Consider the following 18543-nt stretch of genomic DNA (forward strand, 5'->3'; position numbering starts at 1 on the left):
AAAGTAATGCACGCTTGCTACCAGGCGTATTTTTTCCAGAATGAACAGGTGTTTCATACCTACTGCCACATAAATATACTCCAGCATAGGGGGGCCTCCTCCTGGCACGCGTTATACAGGCATATTGTAGCTTTAAATGATCACTGATATGCGTGAAAAAAGAAATGTGCTGACTTATCTGGCTGAGAAAGAGTGGCTGATCCTGGGACTCTGGTTTGGACTGGCCTTTCTGGGCGCTGCATTGGAAATCTCCAGGCATAATATTAATAACTACCTTATATTTAAACAGGTCTTCTTCCATGTGTTGCATCAGCAACCGTTATATGCTGCCTATCCCGCAGAATATTTTGACGTTAATCACTACGGTCCGGTATTCAGCTTCCTGATTGCTCCCTTTGCAGGGCTCGACGACCGCCTGGGGGCCATGTTATGGGCATTAACCGGCGCAGCCGTACTGTTTTATGCTATCAGGCAACTACCTCTCAGCCGCATCCAGCAAAATATCATCCTGCTATTGTGTGCCCAGGAAATGATGGGGGCCAGCGGCTGGTTCCAGCTCAACCAGTTTATCGGCGCTTTTATCATCCTCACGTTTACCAATACCCTGAAAGGACGGGAAATGTGGGCTACTTTTTTAATTGCATTAGGTACGTTTACCAAACTATATGGTATCGTGGGACTGGCATTCTTCTTCTTCAGTCCCAATCCCAGGCGCTTTATTGCCGGCTTTTTCCTGTGGAGCGCCGTATTGTTCGTATTACCAATGGCCATTTCATCGCCGCAATATGTTATGCAGGCTTACCAGGATTGGTATGTAGAGCTGGTGCATAAGAATGAGCAGAACCTAAATACTGCAGCTACTCTTTACCAGGATATTTCTGCCGGAGGCTTCATCAAACGGGTATTTCATATTCCTTCGCTGAATGGCGCCATTATACTGATTCCCGCTATTATACTTTTCTTATTACAATATACGCAGCTCAAATATCGCTATAACTCGCGTTACCGCTTATACATATTATGCTCTACCCTCATGTTCCCGGTATTATTCAGTAGCGGCTCTGAGGCTTGCACTTATATCATTGCTTTACCTGCAGTATGTATCTGGTACGTATTGCAACCCGCTACCCGGGCGAATAACATATTCCTCTTTTTCTCCATTTTATTGGTCAGCTTCTCGCATTCCGACCTGGTAACACCCTGGGTAAGGAAAAATATAGCCACCCCCTATGCCATCAAAGCCTTTCCCTGCCTGGTTTTATGGCTGATGATTGCATACCAGGTACTTACCCGTAAATTTTTAGTGAGAAAGGAACCAGCGCCGGCTCCTGCGCCTGCCAGGGAATTACAGCCCGTGAGCCACCTGTAAAAAATTAACAAAAATCCTTTAACATTCTGCCGTAAATTGCCAGGATTATTAAAGGTTTTTGATTATGAAATCGGGATTCAAGATAGGTAGTGCTTTGGCGCTGTCTGCTGCATTGCTTCACGGCGTACAAGCAGAGGCGCAGAAGAAAGAAACATTTGTAGAAAGCAAATCTGTTGCTTCAGTAGATCCTTATATCGGCTCCGGGGAGCATGGACACGTATTTGTAGGCGCCAGCGTACCTTATGGGGCCATATCTGTAGGTCCTACTAATATTGTGAAAGGATGGGATTGGTGCTCTGGCTACCATTATTCTGATAGCGTGTTGATTGGATTCTCCCAGCAACACCTGAGCGGAACAGGTATCGGCGACCTGGGCGATGTATTGGTGATGCCCTACACCGGCAAAGTGAGAACCAACAGGGGCACACAGGAAGATCCTACTTCCGGCTACGGCTCCCATTACTCCCACAGCCGCGAAAAAGCACGTCCCGGCTACTATTCTGTTCAGCTGGACGATTACAACATCCTGGCGGAATTAACGGCGTCAGAAAGAGTATCGTTTAATCGCTTTACTTTCCCGAAAAATCAACCCGCTAACATTATCATCGACCTGAAGGAAGGTATTGGCTGGGATGCTCCGGTAGAAACATTTATCAAACAAGTAGATGAATATACCCTCGAAGGATACCGCTATTCCAAGGGCTGGGCGGAAGACCAGCGCCTGTGGTTTGCGATTAAATCATCTGTACCGGTAAAACAATTCCTCGTTTTTGATGGAGATACCAAACAAACTGGAAACTCCGTGAAATCAAAAGCGGCCAGGGGAGTCATCGTTTTTGATAAATCTCCCGGACAAGTAATGCTGAAAGTAGGTATCTCCCCGGTAAGCAGCGAAAATGCACTCGCCAATATCAAAGCGGAAATACCGGGATGGGACTTTGCCAAAACAGTGAATACTGCCAACGCCAAATGGGATAAAGAACTGTCTAAAGTAAACATCGAAACTAAAGATCCATCCGCCCGCCGCGTATTTTATACCGCCCTTTATCATACCATGATTGATCCGGCTTTATTCAACGATCATGATGGTAGCTACCGCGGCACCGATAAAAAAGTATATCCTAATCCAGGATTCGATAACTATTCCGTTTTCTCCCTCTGGGATATCTACCGCTCTTGCGCGCCATTAAGCACCATCCTGCACCCTGAAAAGGTAAACAGCTTCGTCAACGCTATGCTCACTGTTTATAAGCAGCAGGGCAAACTGCCGGTGTGGCACCTGATGGGCAATGAAACCAATTGTATGGTGGGCTATCATGCGGTACCGCCTATTGTAGATGCTTACCTGAAAGGCTTTACAGGCTTCAATGCAGAAGAGGCGTTTACTGCAATGAAAGTTACCGCCAACCGCGACGACCTGGGACTCAAATACGTAAAAGAAAGAGGCTATATTCCAGCAGATAAAGAATACGAATCCGTTTCCAAAGCACTGGAATATGCGATCGATGATTGGTGTATTGCCGCTATGGCAAAGAAGTTGGGCAAAACTGCCGACTACGAATACTTTAAAAAACGCGCCGGCTATTACAAAAATTATTTCGATAGCACCATCCACTTTGTACGCCCACGTATGAGCGATGGCAGCTTCAAAACCCCTTACAATCCGTTTAATTCTATTCACGAAAAAGGCGACTTCACCGAAGGTAACGGCTGGCAATACACCTGGCTGGTACCGCAGGATGTAGAAGGTCTGATCCAACTGATGGGTGGCGATGATGCTTTTACCCGCAAGCTCGACAGCCTCTTTACCGCCAAGGGCGATATGGGCGCCGAAGCGTCCAGCGACATTTCCGGCCTCATAGGCATGTATGCACACGGTAATGAACCCAGCCACCACGTTACTTATATGTATGCTTTTGCAGGTAACCAATGGAAAACAGCCGAGAAAGTAAGACAGGTAATGAAAGACTTTTATTTCGATAAGCCGGAAGGACTTGCCGGTAATGAAGACTGTGGCGCTATGTCGTCCTGGTATGTGTTCTCTTCCCTGGGCTTCTACCCCGAAAATCCCGCCAGTGGCGTGTATGTGCTGGGTAGCCCGCTGTTCGATAAAGCTACTTTGAAAGTAGGCGCCGGTAAAACATTTACTGTACAAACCATTGGTAACAGCCCGGAGAATATCTATATCCAAAGCATCACGCTCAATGGAAAGCCTTACAGTAAAAGCTTTATCACCCACCAGGATGTGGTGAAAGGTGGAACCATGGTGGTAAAAATGGGAAACAAACCTAACTACGAGTTTGGTAAACCCGCTGCCGACAGACCTAAAAATATCTTATAAGATAACAGGAAATGGAAAGGGCCCCGCGTTACAACGCGGGGCCCTTTTTTTATGTCAAAAAAGTTAAGCGCTTTCTCCCAATATCCGTAACACTTCCGGTGTTACTTCTCCAAAAATGGATACACCCGCTGCTCCATTCTGTATAGCTAGTCTTACTGCTTCTGCCAGATCGGTGTAGTTGCCGTGAAAATCGGGCAAATAAAGCCCCGCATACAATGGGAATGCCCCATGCAGCCCCTTCACGCCTTCTGCTACGGCATCTCCTATCCATGCTACATTCTCGCGGTAAAAGCCATGATAAATCATAGGACATACGGCGTTCAACGGCCAGTTGGTCCAGTCTTGCCGCACAATCCGTTTGGCAATTTCCGGCGTAGGAAATACCGCTGCGGAAATTGGCTTTTTATGTTGCCGTGCTACCTGTGCCAGGTTATTCACTACGTTGGTAATACGATCGTAACGGAACTTCCGCCAGGAAGGGCTTTGGTCGGGATGTTCTATCTCCAGCGGATCTATGCCCCGCTTTTCTTTATAGGCATTGCGGCATTGTTCGCAATAACAGAAATCATATTCTGGTAATTCTTTCGATTGATCAATACCATAATGGCTCCACAGGTTAACCGGCAATATCACATCGCAAAAACGCACATAGTCAAGATGAATACCGTCCACATAGCTCAGGGAGAGGATCTTTTCTACCTGGTCTTTGAGGTAATTGACTACTTCCGGTTTACTCGGACATAACCACCGGTAATAATCTACATAGGGTGGATGATTGGCGCAGGATTCCCCTTTGCGGTTTTGTGCATACCATTCCGGGTGACTGGCCAGCAGCTCTTTTTCGCCCCTGTTCATGGTCCACATCCAGCGGTGTGCCCTGATACCATTGGCCTTTGCAGTTTTGAAGTGAAGTTCGCTATCCGCTTCAAACATAATATCGGTAATTCCTGCTTTCCGGTAAGTGGCATACCTGGTTTGCAATACAGCAGCGGTATCTTTATGATCTGGATTAATCCATACCCGGTGTTCAACGGCTGTTTTTTCCAGGCTGGGCGAAGCTGCTGCCACAGCTGCACGCGCCGGCAATGATGGCTTTACCAGCGCCAGACCACCAATACCCAATGACTTAATAAAATGACGTTTGTTCATATCCGTTATTTTCTGTTGTGATAAACTTTACCTTCCTGGTCAATGTAGATGGTGCCCGTAAAATCGGCGCCGGTAATGTTGGCATTGAACTGGGAAGAGGTGGCCTCCAGGTGGAGTGTATATGTTTGTCCCTTGCTGCTCTGCTGCTTTTCAGGTATTTGAAGCATAGCCAGGTTACTGGCATAACGTCCATGGGCTTGCCGGTATTGTTGTTGCGCCCAGTATACTTTCCAGAGGTATGGCTTGGCCTCCTCGGCTGCCGGCAGCTGAAAATCGGTATGTGCCTGCGTGGTGAATAGCAGGTAGCCCCATCTTTCCGGCGCATGCATATTGATAATATTTTGTGGCGACCATACCCAGTTGTTTTCTGGCTTCCTTTGTTTTACATAGGCGCCATTTTTAATATCAGTGTCCCACTCTACCCTTGAAAAATTAATCCGCCATAGCATATTGTTTGAAGGCCGTAGAGTTCTATCGAAGAAGCTGAGGGCACTATAAGGAATCGCTATCTCCACCGTCCATTCTTTATCTGTATCCGAAGGATTGTTGACGGTGCCATTTACATGTACGGCGGTACGTATACCCTTGGTATCCCAGTTGAGCATGGCCAATCCTCCATTGCGGTAGGGCTTGACCATAAACAGGTCCATTACCGTATTGAGGGCGTTGATCTCTATTTCATAATATTGGTGCGTATTGCCATCAGGATCAATAAATACTTCAAAATCATTATCCTGGAAAATGATGGTATCGTGGTTTAAAAGTGTGCCCCATACATGCGGCTCCTCTAAAGATGCGGCAATATATAAATACTGGTTATCCCATAGCATTTTTACCCGGGTACGCAGTCGTGGCGCTGGTTTAGCGTCGCCTTCAATATCTTTAAAATCTTCCGACCATGGTGCTTTCTCCCAGGCGCCTTCTGTAATATTTCCATCAATCTGTATGCTGTCGGTGGTTTGATAACATACGTAATGACGGGGTACACCAGTAAATGGGCGAAAAGCATTGGAAAAAGTTTGTGCGGAGCTGGCTGTTCCAGCTAGCAATAATCCTATTATACCTGCTGCCACCTTGCTGGTCAACGATCTACCTGTCTGCTTCCTGCAGCGAGTTTCATTTTTCATCTTAAACACACCGTTATAAGCTACTAATGTACGATGTGGTACCGGTTTTTTCATGGCTATGGCAAAAAGCATAAAGCATAAAGCAAAAAGCTATTGGAGCGATAGATGCGAGTATTTAAACATTCGCTGATATCATCCGCTTCAATAGCTTTTTGCTTTATGCTGCGCAGCTACCAGATTCTTACCCTGGCGCTATCTGCTCTATACATCCCGTTGCCAGGCTGTAATCCATATACTTCGTAAAACGCGTCTACATCGCTGAAGGGGCCATTCACCCTAAATTTCGCCGGCGAATGTACATCTGTCAGCACCTGCCGGGCCAGCGATTCTTTTTTGGTATGGCTCAACCATCCCAGGGCATATCCCATGAAATAGCGCTGTGCAGGCGTATAGCCGGCAATTTTTTCATTTTTCTTGTATTGTTCGGCCTTTTTAAATGCCTCCCATCCCAGTAAGATACCACCCAGGTCTGCAATATTTTCACCCAGGGTAGCTTTCCCGTTGATATGTAAGCTATCTACCACTACATAGCTGTTGAACTGCCGTACCATTACATCGGCGCGGTCATTGAATTTTTTAATGTCTTCTTTGGTCCACCAGTTTTTCAGGTTACCGGCGGCATCAAATTGGCGGCCTTCATCATCGAAGCCATGGGTAATTTCATGGCCAATGGTAGAAGCGCCGGCATAGCCATACACAATGGCGTCGTCCAGCTCTTCATCACGTTTGCCGGGAACGGTGAAAATGCCTGCCGGTAATACGATTTCATTGTTGCTGGGGTTGTAGTAGGCATTGTAGGTTTGCGGCGTCATATCCCATTCGCTGCGGTCCACCGGTTTACCCAGTTTGTTAATCTCATAATTTTGCCACCATTGTTTGGCTGCCACTACGTTCTGATAATAGGATTGATCCTTGATATCCATAGCAGAAAAGTCTTTCCACTTATCGGGGTAGCCTACTTTTTTGCTGATTTTAGAGAGCTTGTATAATGCTTTTTGTTTAGTGCTGTCGCTCATCCAGTCCAGGTGTTCAATCCTGTTTTTCAGTGCGGCACGAATCTCTTCTACCAGGTTTTCATATCTTTTTTTAGCAGTAGCATTGAAGAATTCTTTTACAAACAATTGTCCCAGCGCTTCGCCCATGGCGCTTTCCTCCGCATCTAATACCCGTTTCCAGCGGGGTTTCTGTTGATCCTGTCCCCTGAGTAGTTTACCATAAAAAGCAAATTGGGTATTGGCAATGGTATCGCTCAATTGCGGCGCTGCGTTGGCAATCACTATCCATTTCAGGTAATTCTTCCAGGTGTCGAGTGGTTGCGATTTGATGGCGCCACTTAGCGCTGTATAAAATTCGGGCTGACCAACAATCACAGTATCTGCAAATTTGCTGATACCCTGTTGTTTGATAAATCCCGCCCAGTCTATATTGCCGGCAATTTTATTCAGCTGGGTTACCGGCATTTTATTGTAATTGGCTTCCGGATCACGCAGGGCTTCCAACTTGCGACTGGATTTGGCCAACAAGGTTTCCAGTTGTACGATGCTGGCCGCGGCTTTCTGCGCAGTAGTGGTATCCATGCCGGTAAATGCCAGCATTTTAGCCACGTGACCAGGATAGGCTTGTCTTATTTTAGTGGTGCGGTCATCTGTATTGAAATAGTAGTCGCGGTTCGGTAATCCAAGGCCGCCTTGCCCCAGCTGTACCATAATGGCATCGCTGTTTTTCGCATCCTGTCCTATGGAAATATCACAGGTACCGCCGGCGGTTACATTCAGTTGAGAGGCCAGCTGCGCCAGTTGTTGCACGTTGGTGATGGCATCAATCTCTTTTAATGTACCGGTTATTGGCGCAATACCCGCCGCATTGATGCGCACGGAATCCATACCGCTTTTCCAGAAGGCAGCAATTTTTTTAGAAATGGGATCAGATGGATTTTCCGCTGCTTTTTCATTGATGATACGCAGGCGTTTATATAGTTCTTCCTGTACCAGGTTGCCGATGCCCCAGGAGCTGTATTCTGCGGGAATCGGGTTACGTTTAATCCAGCCTCCGTTCACATAATCAAAAAAATCGTCTTTGGGATTTACAGTGGTATCTACGTTGGCGGCTACTGCATCAGGGGTGGCGTTCACCTGCTTGTTATTGTTGGACTGCCCCTGGTTGCAGGCTACAAAAAAAGCCACGCCGATGCCGGCGAGAAGGAGTTTGTTCATAAGTTGTTTGAGATTTTGTTAGCGGGCGAAAGGTAATTATTTTTTGCCACCTCCGATATTAGAAAGGATAAGAGGCGATCTTGATAAATAATAATAAATCACAATTTAATATTGTATTTTGTTACTACTTCAACGCTTATCCGTTACCCATATGATCAACAACCTGAAACCCGGTCGTATTTTATCTATCGATGCATTCCGCGGAATTACTATCCTGGTCATGATTTTCGTGAATAGTGTGGCAGGCGTACAGGGTATCCCTGCCTGGATGCAGCATGCACATGCTGCGGAAGACCGGATGACATTTGTAGATGTAGTATTCCCCGCATTTCTCTTTATTGTGGGCATGTCTATCCCATTTGCTATAAATAGCAGGTTGGCTAAGGGAGATAGTTTCTGGAAGTTGCAGCAACACATCGGTTGGCGTACCGTAGGCCTCTGGGTGCTGGGTATTTTTATGGTAAATACAGAAGAGATAAATGCCGCCGCTACCGGGATGAGCGTAGCGCTATGGTCGTTGCTGTTTTACGTTTGTGCTATCCTGGTGTGGAACGTTTATACGTTTAAACAATCCTGGATAAGCTGGTGCTTCAAAGGAGCTGGTATGGCAGGGCTGATCATATTGGGCATAATTTATCGGGGCGGTGATGGTAGCGAGCGACTGGCGCCGCAGTGGTGGGGCATCCTGGGATTGATTGGCTGGGCCTACCTCTACGCCTGTATTTTTTACCAGTGGTTTAAAGGCAATGCCAACGCTATTATGCTCATGATAGCCGTTTGCATTGGCTATTATATTTTGTGTAAGCAACCCTTTATGCCTAAAGGGGAATGGAGCTGGATCGCCTCCCAGAGCAGGAATGCGGCCCATACTTCTATTGTTTTATCCGGGATGTTGCTCACCTTATTTTATTTTGACGAGGATCTCGACTTGAAAGGACGCAGGCTTTTTTCAAAGGTATGCGGCTTTTTTGTGTTATTAATGATGAGTGCCCTGCTGTTAAGACCTACATATGAAATTTCTAAAATACGCGCTACGCCTTCGTGGTGCTTATATAGCGCGGCTATTTGTGTGGTAATATTTTCCCTGTTGTATATACTGATAGACGTAAAAAAGGTCAGTAAATGGACAGCCTTCTTCCGCCCGGCAGGATCCAACCCGCTGCTCACCTATATATTGCCCGATATCGTTTATTTCGGTATGATGCTGGCCGGCGTCAGCTTGCCCGCGGTATTGAACCAGGGAGTACCAGGCATTCTCTGGTGCGGCTGCTTCGCCATATTGATGCTATTGCTGGTAAAAGGGTTAAATAAATTAGGTATTCGTTTACAGCTGTAACAATCCGATCCCTTTGTTCGTTTTACCCCTCATTACACGATAAACAGGTGAGCTGCACATCCGTTATTGCCGTTGTTGCGTATATAGGATGTTGATTTTTGTTTACCTGGATATAAGTGTAGACCCCATTTTTTATCCCAAAAATAATTCTCCATGAAAAAAATTGCCGTGGTATTGGTGTTGACAGGAGCGATTTTAGCTATCTTAGCGCAGTACGCCATCACAAACGACTGGATATGGTTTAAGGTCTTCCATGCACTTGGTTTTATTGGCTACATATTGATCATCAGCGGCCTTGCTTCCTTCTCCCTGTGGGGTATTCACCAGCTGTCCCGTGAAGAAAAAAACCGGATCAGGCGATATTATCACCAGGATGAATAAGCAATGAGCACTGCATAACGATAACCGTATGTCAGATGTTTTCACACTTAAATTTGAATACAAAGGTCACCCACATATCGTAGAGGTAACAACAGCGCATCAGCAATTCAAAACGGTATACAAGGTGGTGATCCAGGAACATGAAATCACCTTTGAGCCCGATGAAGAAGGTTATGTAAGAGCCGTGTCGAGTAAGCCCCTGCACGACCACTTACATTCGCTGGATGTAGGACTGCTGCACCATGTAGCCGAATTAATCATTCAGCATATCCGGTAGGCTTATTCTATTTCTCTTTTCTCGCCCCTGATTTCGTCCCGCAGTGATTCGGGATCCCAGCCCTGTCCCTCGTCCAGCCAGGTTTTCACGCGGTCAGATGAAATGAGTTTTTCCATTTCTTCAATGCGCTCCTTCATGGAGATGATATATTGTTTTTTATCGTCGCGGAGTGCTGATAAGCCTTTCAACGTACGTTCATCCTGCCGGAAAAAGGTACGGGCGGCCCGCTCGCTTTTGTAGGCGCGGTTGCCCAGCATGCGCAAGGCATCTACCCCTACCCGTAACGAAGTGTCTATAGTTTCCCGGTAAATGTGTAACACGCCCAGGTCCATCAGCTCAAAAGTATCTTCGTTATTTTCTGCCCGTACCAATAGCTGCAGGTGTGGAAAATAGCGCTGTGCCATCTTCACAATTTCCAGCGTTTGCTCCGGATGGTCGGTGGCAATGATCAGTATTTTGGCATCGGCTGCACCGGCGGCCGCCAACAAATCATACCGCGAAGCATCTCCATAATATACTTTAATACCCAGGTTGTGCAGGGCATCTACCCGGTCGGAATCCAGGTCCAGGATGGTGGCGTTAATACCATTAGCCCGAAGGAAGCGCCCTGTCATACTGCCAAAGCGGCCAAATCCTGCAATAATCACCGGGTGCTTTTCGGTAATTTCATCGGCTTCGCGCTCCGCCTTCACTTCTGAACGGGTGAAATGTGGTTGTATCACTTTTTCATACAACAGCATAATCAGCGGTGTCAACGCCATACTAATAGCTACCACAGCGGTCATCATCGCCGTCATTTCACCACTTAACAGGCGGGTCTGACTGGTAAATGATAACAGTACAAAGGCAAATTCTCCAATATCCGCCAGGGCAAAGGCAAACAATAGGTTCTGGTCTATATTTAGTTTAAATATCTTACCCAATACAAACAACACAATACCTTTTACGGTCATAATACCCACTACCAGTCCCATTATTAACCAGGGCTGTTCCAATATCAGCTTGAAGTCGATAGAAGCGCCTACCGCAATAAAGAATAAACCCAGCAACAATCCTTTGAACGGTTCAATATCACTTTCCAGCTCATGCCGGTATTCACTGTTAGCCAGTACTACTCCGCCTAAGAAGGCACCCAGTGCGGAACTCAGGCCTACCAGGTTCATAAGTACAGCAATGGCCACCACCATCAGCAAGGCAGTGGCGGTAAATAATTCCCTCACCCGCGTACGGGCTATTACCCGCATGATCGGCTGCACCAGGTACCTGCCGGCAATAATAATGATAGCAACGGCCCCTAAAACCACCAACGTTTGTCCCCAGCCGGGTAGGTTATCCCGGAGAGAAGCACTATGCGAAGTACTTTCTGTAGCCACACTTCCTGCCAACAGCGGAAATATGGCCAGCATAGGGATTACCGCAATATCCTGGAATAACAATACAGAAAACGCACTTTGTCCCGCAGCGGTACCCATCCACCCTTTTTCATTCAGCGTCTGTAATACAATAGCGGTGGAGGAAAGCGACAATATCATACCCAGGGCCAGCGAGTTATTTACCGGTTGCCCCAATAGTAGCGCAATTCCGGCAAGGGCGGCGGCACTCAGTACTACCTGCAGCCCTCCCAGTCCAAGTATGGAAGCCCGCAACCGCCATAGCAGTGCTGGCTCCAGTTCCATACCGATCAGGAACAACATCATCACCACGCCAAATTCTGCAAAGTGCATGATGTCTTCTCCTTCAGTACCTATAAAACCAAATACCGACGGGCCTATAATAATACCAGCCAATAGATAACCCAATACGGCGCCCAATCCCAATTTCTTAGCCAGGGGTACAAATACAATCGCTGCGGCCAGGTATACCATCGCCTGGAATAGTAATGAATGTTGATCCATATTATTGGGTTTGAGCGGGAAGTTGAAGTAATTGCGACAAGTTGCTGAGTCCCGCGATAACGCTCGGGTCAAACTCCGGACGCCGTAAGCGTTCCAGCACCTGTACCAGTTTTTGCGTTTCTGCTTTTATATCGGAAATATCTTCCCTGTGTACGCCATAAATCACATACGGGGCGGCGTAGTGCATATTACAGAGTTTGGCCGTTTGTATAAACGGCAACAGGAAATCATGTATCGTATGGCCATGATGCCCGTCAGGTTGATAGGCATTTTCAGACCCGCCGGCACTGATAATATTACTGAAATATTTTCCCTGCAAGGCTTTCCCGGTATGGCCATATGCCCAGCCATGTTCCAGCACCAGGTCCATCCACTGCTTTACAATGGCTGGCGCACTATACCAGTAAAAGGGATGTTGCATGAATATAATATCGTGTTGCTCCAGTAAGGCTTGCTCCCGCGCTATATTAATATCAAGGTCTGGGTATTGCTCATACAGATCGTTGATAGTAATGCCCGGTATGGTTTTAATGGCGCGCAGCAGCTGGGCATGCACCCTCGATTTCTCCAGGGCAGGATGTGCAAAATTGATCAGTACTCTGGCCATTTTTTCTCATTATAATTATAAAAATAGCCAACAAATATGGCTATCCTTCGGAATATTCCTGTAACAGCGACCGGTATTTATTCAGGATACTGGATTTAGAGATAAAACCAACCAGCTGTTTATCCTGTACCACGGGCAGATTCCAGGCTTGTACCTCATCAAATTTCTTGATCACGCCGTTAATATTATCTTTCAGGTATACTTCCGCCGGAGGAGCCTTCATCAGTTTTTTCACCAGCACCCTATCATACAGCTCCGGGTTAAACATGATGGGGCGTATATCATCCAGGGTAATAATACCTTCAAACCGGTTTTGATCATTTACTACCGCAATAATATTCCGGTTTCCTTCTTTTATCAACTCAATTAATTCCCGTAAAGTAGCGCCAATATTGATTTGCTGTACATCTTTTTCAATCAGGTCGTCCATTTTCAGTAGCAGCAGAATATTGTTGTCGTGGGCCCGGGTAAATATTTTACCTTCTTTTGCCAGTTGTTTCAGTTCCGGGGAAAGTGGCGAAAACCATTTGGCCATCAGGTAAGAGATGGTGGAAACAATCATTAATGGAATAAAAAGATCATACCCCGAGCTGGATTCAGCTATCAGGAAGATGGCGGTGAGCGGGGCATACATCACGCCGGCCATTACCCCACCCATGCCTACAATGACGAGGTTAGTGACCGGGATATCGGTGATACCCATTTGCTGGCAAACCATCGCGAAGAAAAAGCCCAGGAAGCCACCTGCGAATAAGGAGGGCGCAAAGTTACCGCCATTACCCCCGCTTTGAATGGTAACAGAGGCGGCTAAAGCTTTCAGTAAACAAACGCACCCGGTAAACACCACAATCATCCAGCTTTGAATAGGCAGGTAACGGAAAAAACTATTTTGCAGGATGGTTTCTCCATTGCCGGAGGCCAGCGACTTTACACTGGTATACCCCTCGCCAAACAGCGGAGGCATAGCCACACAAAGCGCTGATATTGCTACGCCTCCCAGGATGGCCCGCTGCAAGGCCGTCCACTTCAACCCATGAAAGAAGTGTTCAACCTTCTGTGAAATCACCACATAATAACGGGCATAGAACCCGCTCAATAAACCCAGCACCAGGTAAAAGGGGATATTATGATAGTTAAAGGCAACCCGCGACTCAAAGTGAAAAAGGGCTTCTTCCTGTAAAATGATCTTGGATAACAAACTACCACATACAGCCGCTACAATCAGCGGCATAAAATCGGAAAAAACCACCCCGGTGAGTAGAATTTCAAAAGCAAACATCATCCCCGCAATGGGAGCATTAAAGGCGGCGGCAATCCCGGCGGTAGCGCCAGCAGCCAGCAACAACGTACGTTCTTTATAATCCAGATGGTAGGTGCGGGCGTAATTAGCACCCAGGGCCGCACCAGTAACGGCTATCGGGCTTTCCAGCCCGGCAGATCCACCTAACCCTACCGTAATAGCGCTTTGTACGATCTGTGAGTACATTTTTACAGGCGGGATAAGACTGGAGTTCCGTGCTATTTCGTGTAAAATGGCAGGAATCCCTTTCCTGGACTGTCCTTTGAAAAACCAGATCACCATGAGGGTGGTCAATACAATTCCCAGGAAGGGAAATACCACGTAGAAAATTACCTGTGTGCTGAAATGCACCTTATTGGTAATAATATAATGAATGTAATGAACCAGGCTTTTTAATATGACTCCCGCAAGACCTGCTGTACAGCCCACTAATATACCCGATAACAGGAGGAACTGGCTACGGTTCATCCGGGCATGAAGCCAATACAGCACCAGTTGGTAGCTCTTTACACTTTTAAGACCATATTGCTGAAAATCTTTTTTAAAGCGAAAAAAGCTATGGTATTTCCGGAGGCGGTTAAATTGACTCATGTGGCAAATTTAACGATCAGAGCTCAATGAGTGCATAAACTTTATCATTCATATAAGGACCGCCAGGGTGCCGGGCTGTATAGTCGAGGTTGATCCAATACTCCCCTTTCAGCTCATGGTAGTAGATTTCCTTTACGGCTGGTTTGGGGAAAAGCGTGATAATGGCTTGTTTGGCAATCTCAAAATCATTTTTATCGCCGCAATACAATTCCGGGTAGGCATGTCCTTTTACCAGTACAATACGGCAGCGGGCGCCTATCGACTGCAGGCAGGACATCATTAGGATAGAATGGTCATCGCAATCGCCTCCCAGTCCGTTTTGTATGGTTTCCTGCGGAGTAGCAAAATATTCATCCCTGCGGGAGTCGAGTACATACTTGAAATGACTGTTGATATACCGGAATAGCGACAGAAATCGGGTAATTTTTCCGTATTTGTAAAAATATTCGTCGTAGTAGTCCAGGGAATGTTTTACCGAGAAGTTGCGGACAACGGAATCCTGTGAGTTAATTTTTTCCCGCATGCCTCTCACGGTTTTGTCGCGGTAGCTTTCCACTCTCCTCGGATAAAGGCTGAGGATGTCCAGCTGTTTGCTGTCCTTTGCGTGGAGATTGCCCTGCACCATTCCTTTATAATCATTCAATACGTTGGAAAAGGTATACCGGTCAGTAAACTTGTTGATCAGCAGTACTCCGGTCATTAGTAATACAACCGGAATGATGAGGGGGCGGAATATCCAGCGGAGGAGGTATACTATTAAAAAGCTCACCACCACCGCTGCCAATAGGTCTATATGCCAGCCATTGGCTACCAGTGGCGGTGTGAAACGGTTTATGTAAGGAGCCAGTAACAGTAAGGTCAACAGACTCAATAAGTTGAACCCTATTTTTTGTACACTGGTATATTTGCTTTCGTCAATAGCCATTATGCTACGCAATAAAGCAAAATTATGCCATAATCACCTCGCAAAATTTGAAACTGCTTGTTTAAAAGAGGTGCTTTTCCGGATGAGTTCTATTTGTTGCGCCGTATCATTTTTTTGTTTCTCCATCTGCAGTTGCTGATAGATTTTATTAAGCAGGCCAAAGTTCATCAGGGCGAGTACTTTGAAATCGAGCTTTTGTGCATTCTCTACGGCTGTTTCAGCAGTACGGATGGCTTTGTTGAATTCGTGTTCGTTGAAGTATACGCCGGCGTACAGCAGTTTTTGAACAGACTCCATGTATTTACCGCCAAAATAGTCGGATGAATATTTTTTAATCACCTGGTCGGTATGCCGGCAAATGCGTGCGGCAGATGCAGTGTCTCCTAATCCCAGGTAGGCCTGTGCCTGCCAGCAGAGCAGCGTCAAACGCAGTGAATCTGTTTTGCGGTGCTGCAGGGAGGGATAGGTTTCAAATATCCGGGTGGTAAAGCTCAGCAGGTGTTCATGGTCATTCAGCAATGTAAATACGATGCCCATATTCCGGAATACCACTTCCTGCGGTTCTGTGATCGGTTTTTTACCACCGCCTGTCCAGTAACGGAAATAATTGTAGATTTTTTCTCTAATATCTTCGTTTATGATGCCAAACTTGAGGAATTCGTAAATGAACAGCTGGATTTCATAGGGTGTTACCCACAGCTCGTCTTCAAATTCATCGGGGGCATATATTTTTTTAATATTATTCAGTTCAATTTCACATTGTTCAGCATCCAACTGGAGCAAGGCCATGGTAAATAGTTTGCTCCTGATCTTGAGTTTATCTTCCCGGGCTTCTGCCAATCCTAATAACGCGGTAAGGACTTTACGTTTCCTGAAATGGATAAATTCATCACTGATAAAGGGACCTATCGGATTCTTCTTGAAGAAGCCCGCCGGGAAGATGGATTTGAGTTCTCCTTGGTTATTGCCATCGTGCTGGTAGTGGAGTACGAGGTATTCGAGCAGATGGGATTTTTCTATGTTGGATAATGGTAAATGCAGCATTTTGATGATGCCGTCTATCTGGGCATGGTTGATGGCGTAGCGGAGCAGCCATCTGAACACGCCGATGCGATAGGGCGATTGTGGCAAATGCTCCAATATAGCCATGAGCAGCTGTTCATTGATTTCCTGGCCATTTTCTTTCAGGTAATGCATGGCCACAAAATATTCCAGCAACATGGTATGGGCAAAGCGCACTTTTACATTGAACATGATCTCCTGGCTCAGGTTTTCTTCTACCAATATGTTATCTGCCAGCAATTCTTTATAGGCAGGAAACAGATCGGCATTCTGGGCCAGCAACAGGTTTTTATCCGTATAGATGCCTGTTCTGCCGAGATCCAGCAGGGTCAGTAATTTTTCAATGATTTTTATTTTGAACGAATTGCTTTGAGAGTTGAATACCCGATTTTGAATAAACCGGGAAACAATTTCAAATAAGCTGAGGTGTTCATCTACAAATGTCTGATCGGGGCCGCTATTCAGCTGGCAGAACAGTTGCAGATAGTAGGGATATCGAAGTTTTTGCAGGAAGCTTTCGGAAAAGAGCCGCACGGTAGCCGGGTCGAACTGGTGGTTATAAAGAATAGACTTTACCTCCTGTTCAGACAATTGCGGCATATTGATATTGGTTTCCTCATCCATTTCGGCGCCGAGGTACCAATAGCGGCGGAAAGCAGGGTATTGCTGTGAGTGCTGGAATATTTCTGCCCAGGTGCTGCTGCGGATGGAGAGGATCACTTTTACCCAGGGATATAAATCATTGGAATAAACGAAATCTTCCAGTTTAGAATATAATAGGCGGAGTTTTTCGCCTGCTACGGCAATTTCATCAAACCCGTCTATTATTAATATAAGGCGTCCACCTTTTTTATCGAAGTGACTGGCGAAGTATTCCCGGAAGTTTTCACCGTTGCCGAGGTTCATCTGGTTGTCGAGCCAGGTGGATAGTGAAAACCCTTTCAGGAGGAGGCTGCCGGCCGCATGTGCATGGATAAACCAGCAAACATCCTGTTTGTAGCGGGCTTCTTTTCCGAACCAGCAATGTTCCGCCAGGTGTACGAGCGCCAGTGATTTCCCCCAGCCGGAAGGCGCAATCAGTGCGGTGGCCGCATAGTCGCTTTCCAGGAATTTCTCTATATGTGCGTTACAGAAGGGTCTGTGCACGGTATAAGGAAATGCAATTCCAGAGCGGTTCTTGAGGGTGAGCATGGTGTAATGGGAAACTGCGTCTGCCTTATTTTTAAGGTCAGACCATTTACCACTGTCCAGTGCCGCAGCCGAGCTGGATGTGCCGGAGGACTTTGAAGTAGTATTTAATTTTCTATAGTGATGTTGCTGAAAATCTTCCCAGTCTTTATACTGACAATATTGCGAAAGTGTGTTCAGTGTATATCTGGAGAAGCTGTGTTGAGCAACAGCAAATCCGAATACCCTTTTGAGCGTAGTTTCGCTCACCAGTTTCGTAGTGTCATCCAATATGGACTGAGAGAGATGTTTGCAATCTCCTGGTAGCATGACTTCAACACCGAACCTGCGTAATACTTCATTCTGCAGGGTAATGATAAAGTCATAGGATAGATCAATCATAGGGGACAATAAAATGGATTTTCGAATTGTCGGTACATGTTTAAGTACGTATGCGATTTGCGTTTAGATTTAGAAAAATCCGAATGAACAAAATGAACAACAGATATTAAGCTGAATTATATATATTGATTTTTTTAATAAAATATTTATATGCTATGATTAATATATGAATATCATATGTTAATATGGTTGACCCGGTATAATCGTGCTATCAACTGCTTCTATATATAATATTTTTTTATTCTGCGAAAAAATTAAATAATTCGAATTTTTTTTGAGGAAACTTGCTTTTCCATGCCCCAAGGCCCATTTAGCGGTTATCACGCATAAAATCGGTTTAGTTCAAATGAACAAAATGAACAGGAATTTTTGATTTTGAACAAACTGAACCAGATCGCTGG

General features: G+C 45.9%; 13 protein-coding genes. 5 read left to right on the top strand and 8 right to left on the bottom strand.

All coding sequences use genetic code 11. The features are described from left to right. The first annotated feature begins 148 nt into the window (after nucleotides 1-148). Both HGH91_RS10925 and HGH91_RS10930 read left to right on the top strand, forming a co-directional pair. On the top strand, nucleotides 149-1369 hold the full coding sequence (locus HGH91_RS10925; RefSeq protein WP_168738472.1) for a glycosyltransferase family 87 protein: 1221 nt from the start codon (nucleotides 149-151) through the stop codon (nucleotides 1367-1369). Nucleotides 1370-1433: 64 nt separating this feature from the next. Beyond that, on the top strand, nucleotides 1434-3710 hold the full coding sequence (locus HGH91_RS10930; protein ID WP_168738473.1) for a GH92 family glycosyl hydrolase: 2277 nt from the start codon (nucleotides 1434-1436) through the stop codon (nucleotides 3708-3710). Nucleotides 3711-3773: 63 nt separating this feature from the next. On the opposite strand, the gene HGH91_RS10935 is transcribed toward HGH91_RS10930, so the two are convergent. The 3 genes from HGH91_RS10935 to HGH91_RS10945 form a co-directional block, all read right to left on the bottom strand. Continuing rightward, on the bottom strand, nucleotides 3774-4859 hold the full coding sequence (locus HGH91_RS10935; protein WP_168738474.1) for a family 10 glycosylhydrolase: 1086 nt from the start codon (nucleotides 4857-4859) through the stop codon (nucleotides 3774-3776). A gap of 5 nt (nucleotides 4860-4864) precedes the next feature. Beyond that, nucleotides 4865-5986: a carbohydrate-binding family 9-like protein gene (locus HGH91_RS10940; protein WP_168738475.1), complete on the bottom strand. Its 1122-nt coding sequence runs from the start codon at nucleotides 5984-5986 to the stop codon at nucleotides 4865-4867. 170 nt (nucleotides 5987-6156) lie between these two features. Next, the gene (locus tag HGH91_RS10945; RefSeq protein WP_168738476.1) at nucleotides 6157-8199 is read right to left on the bottom strand and encodes a M13 family metallopeptidase; all 2043 of its coding nucleotides are present in this window, start codon (nucleotides 8197-8199) and stop codon (nucleotides 6157-6159) included. A 118-nt stretch (nucleotides 8200-8317) separates the two neighbouring features. On the opposite strand from HGH91_RS10945, the gene HGH91_RS10950 reads away from it, so the two are divergent. The 3 genes from HGH91_RS10950 to HGH91_RS10960 all read left to right on the top strand — a co-directional run bounded on the left by HGH91_RS10950 (nucleotide 8318) and on the right by HGH91_RS10960 (nucleotide 10193). After that, nucleotides 8318-9535 (top strand): DUF5009 domain-containing protein, encoded by a 1218-nt coding sequence (locus tag HGH91_RS10950; protein ID WP_168738477.1) that lies wholly within the window; start codon nucleotides 8318-8320, stop codon nucleotides 9533-9535. 153 nt (nucleotides 9536-9688) lie between these two features. Beyond that, a complete protein-coding gene (locus HGH91_RS10955) occupies nucleotides 9689-9916 on the top strand; it encodes a hypothetical protein (protein WP_168738478.1) in 228 nt (75 codons plus the stop codon). 28 nt (nucleotides 9917-9944) lie between these two features. Beyond that, nucleotides 9945-10193: a hypothetical protein gene (locus HGH91_RS10960; RefSeq protein WP_168738479.1), complete on the top strand. Its 249-nt coding sequence runs from the start codon at nucleotides 9945-9947 to the stop codon at nucleotides 10191-10193. Between the two features lie 2 nt (nucleotides 10194-10195). Here HGH91_RS10960 and HGH91_RS10965 read toward each other — a convergent pair whose 3' ends face one another. Genes HGH91_RS10965 through HGH91_RS10985 form a run of 5 tightly spaced genes read right to left on the bottom strand, consistent with a single transcriptional unit; the run spans nucleotide 10196 to nucleotide 18142 of the window. Then, the gene (locus tag HGH91_RS10965) at nucleotides 10196-12088 is read right to left on the bottom strand and encodes a monovalent cation:proton antiporter-2 (CPA2) family protein (RefSeq protein WP_168738480.1); all 1893 of its coding nucleotides are present in this window, start codon (nucleotides 12086-12088) and stop codon (nucleotides 10196-10198) included. 1 nt (nucleotide 12089) lies between these two features. Beyond that, nucleotides 12090-12695 carry an NAD(P)H-dependent oxidoreductase gene (locus HGH91_RS10970; protein WP_168738481.1) on the bottom strand — a complete coding sequence of 202 codons (606 nt, stop codon included), beginning with the start codon at nucleotides 12693-12695 and terminating at the stop codon, nucleotides 12090-12092. A gap of 40 nt (nucleotides 12696-12735) precedes the next feature. Further along, nucleotides 12736-14586 (bottom strand): chloride channel protein, encoded by a 1851-nt coding sequence (locus tag HGH91_RS10975; RefSeq protein WP_168738482.1) that lies wholly within the window; start codon nucleotides 14584-14586, stop codon nucleotides 12736-12738. Between the two features lie 16 nt (nucleotides 14587-14602). Next, complete coding sequence (locus HGH91_RS10980; RefSeq protein WP_168738483.1) at nucleotides 14603-15511, bottom strand: transglutaminase domain-containing protein; 909 nt, start codon at nucleotides 15509-15511, stop codon at nucleotides 14603-14605. 33 nt (nucleotides 15512-15544) lie between these two features. Further along, nucleotides 15545-18142: a hypothetical protein gene (locus HGH91_RS10985; RefSeq protein ID WP_168738484.1), complete on the bottom strand. Its 2598-nt coding sequence runs from the start codon at nucleotides 18140-18142 to the stop codon at nucleotides 15545-15547. Nucleotides 18143-18543: the final 401 nt, after the last annotated feature.

Source organism: Chitinophaga eiseniae (genome assembly GCF_012641265.1).
Taxonomy (GTDB): Bacteria; Bacteroidota; Bacteroidia; order Chitinophagales; family Chitinophagaceae; genus Chitinophaga; species Chitinophaga eiseniae_A.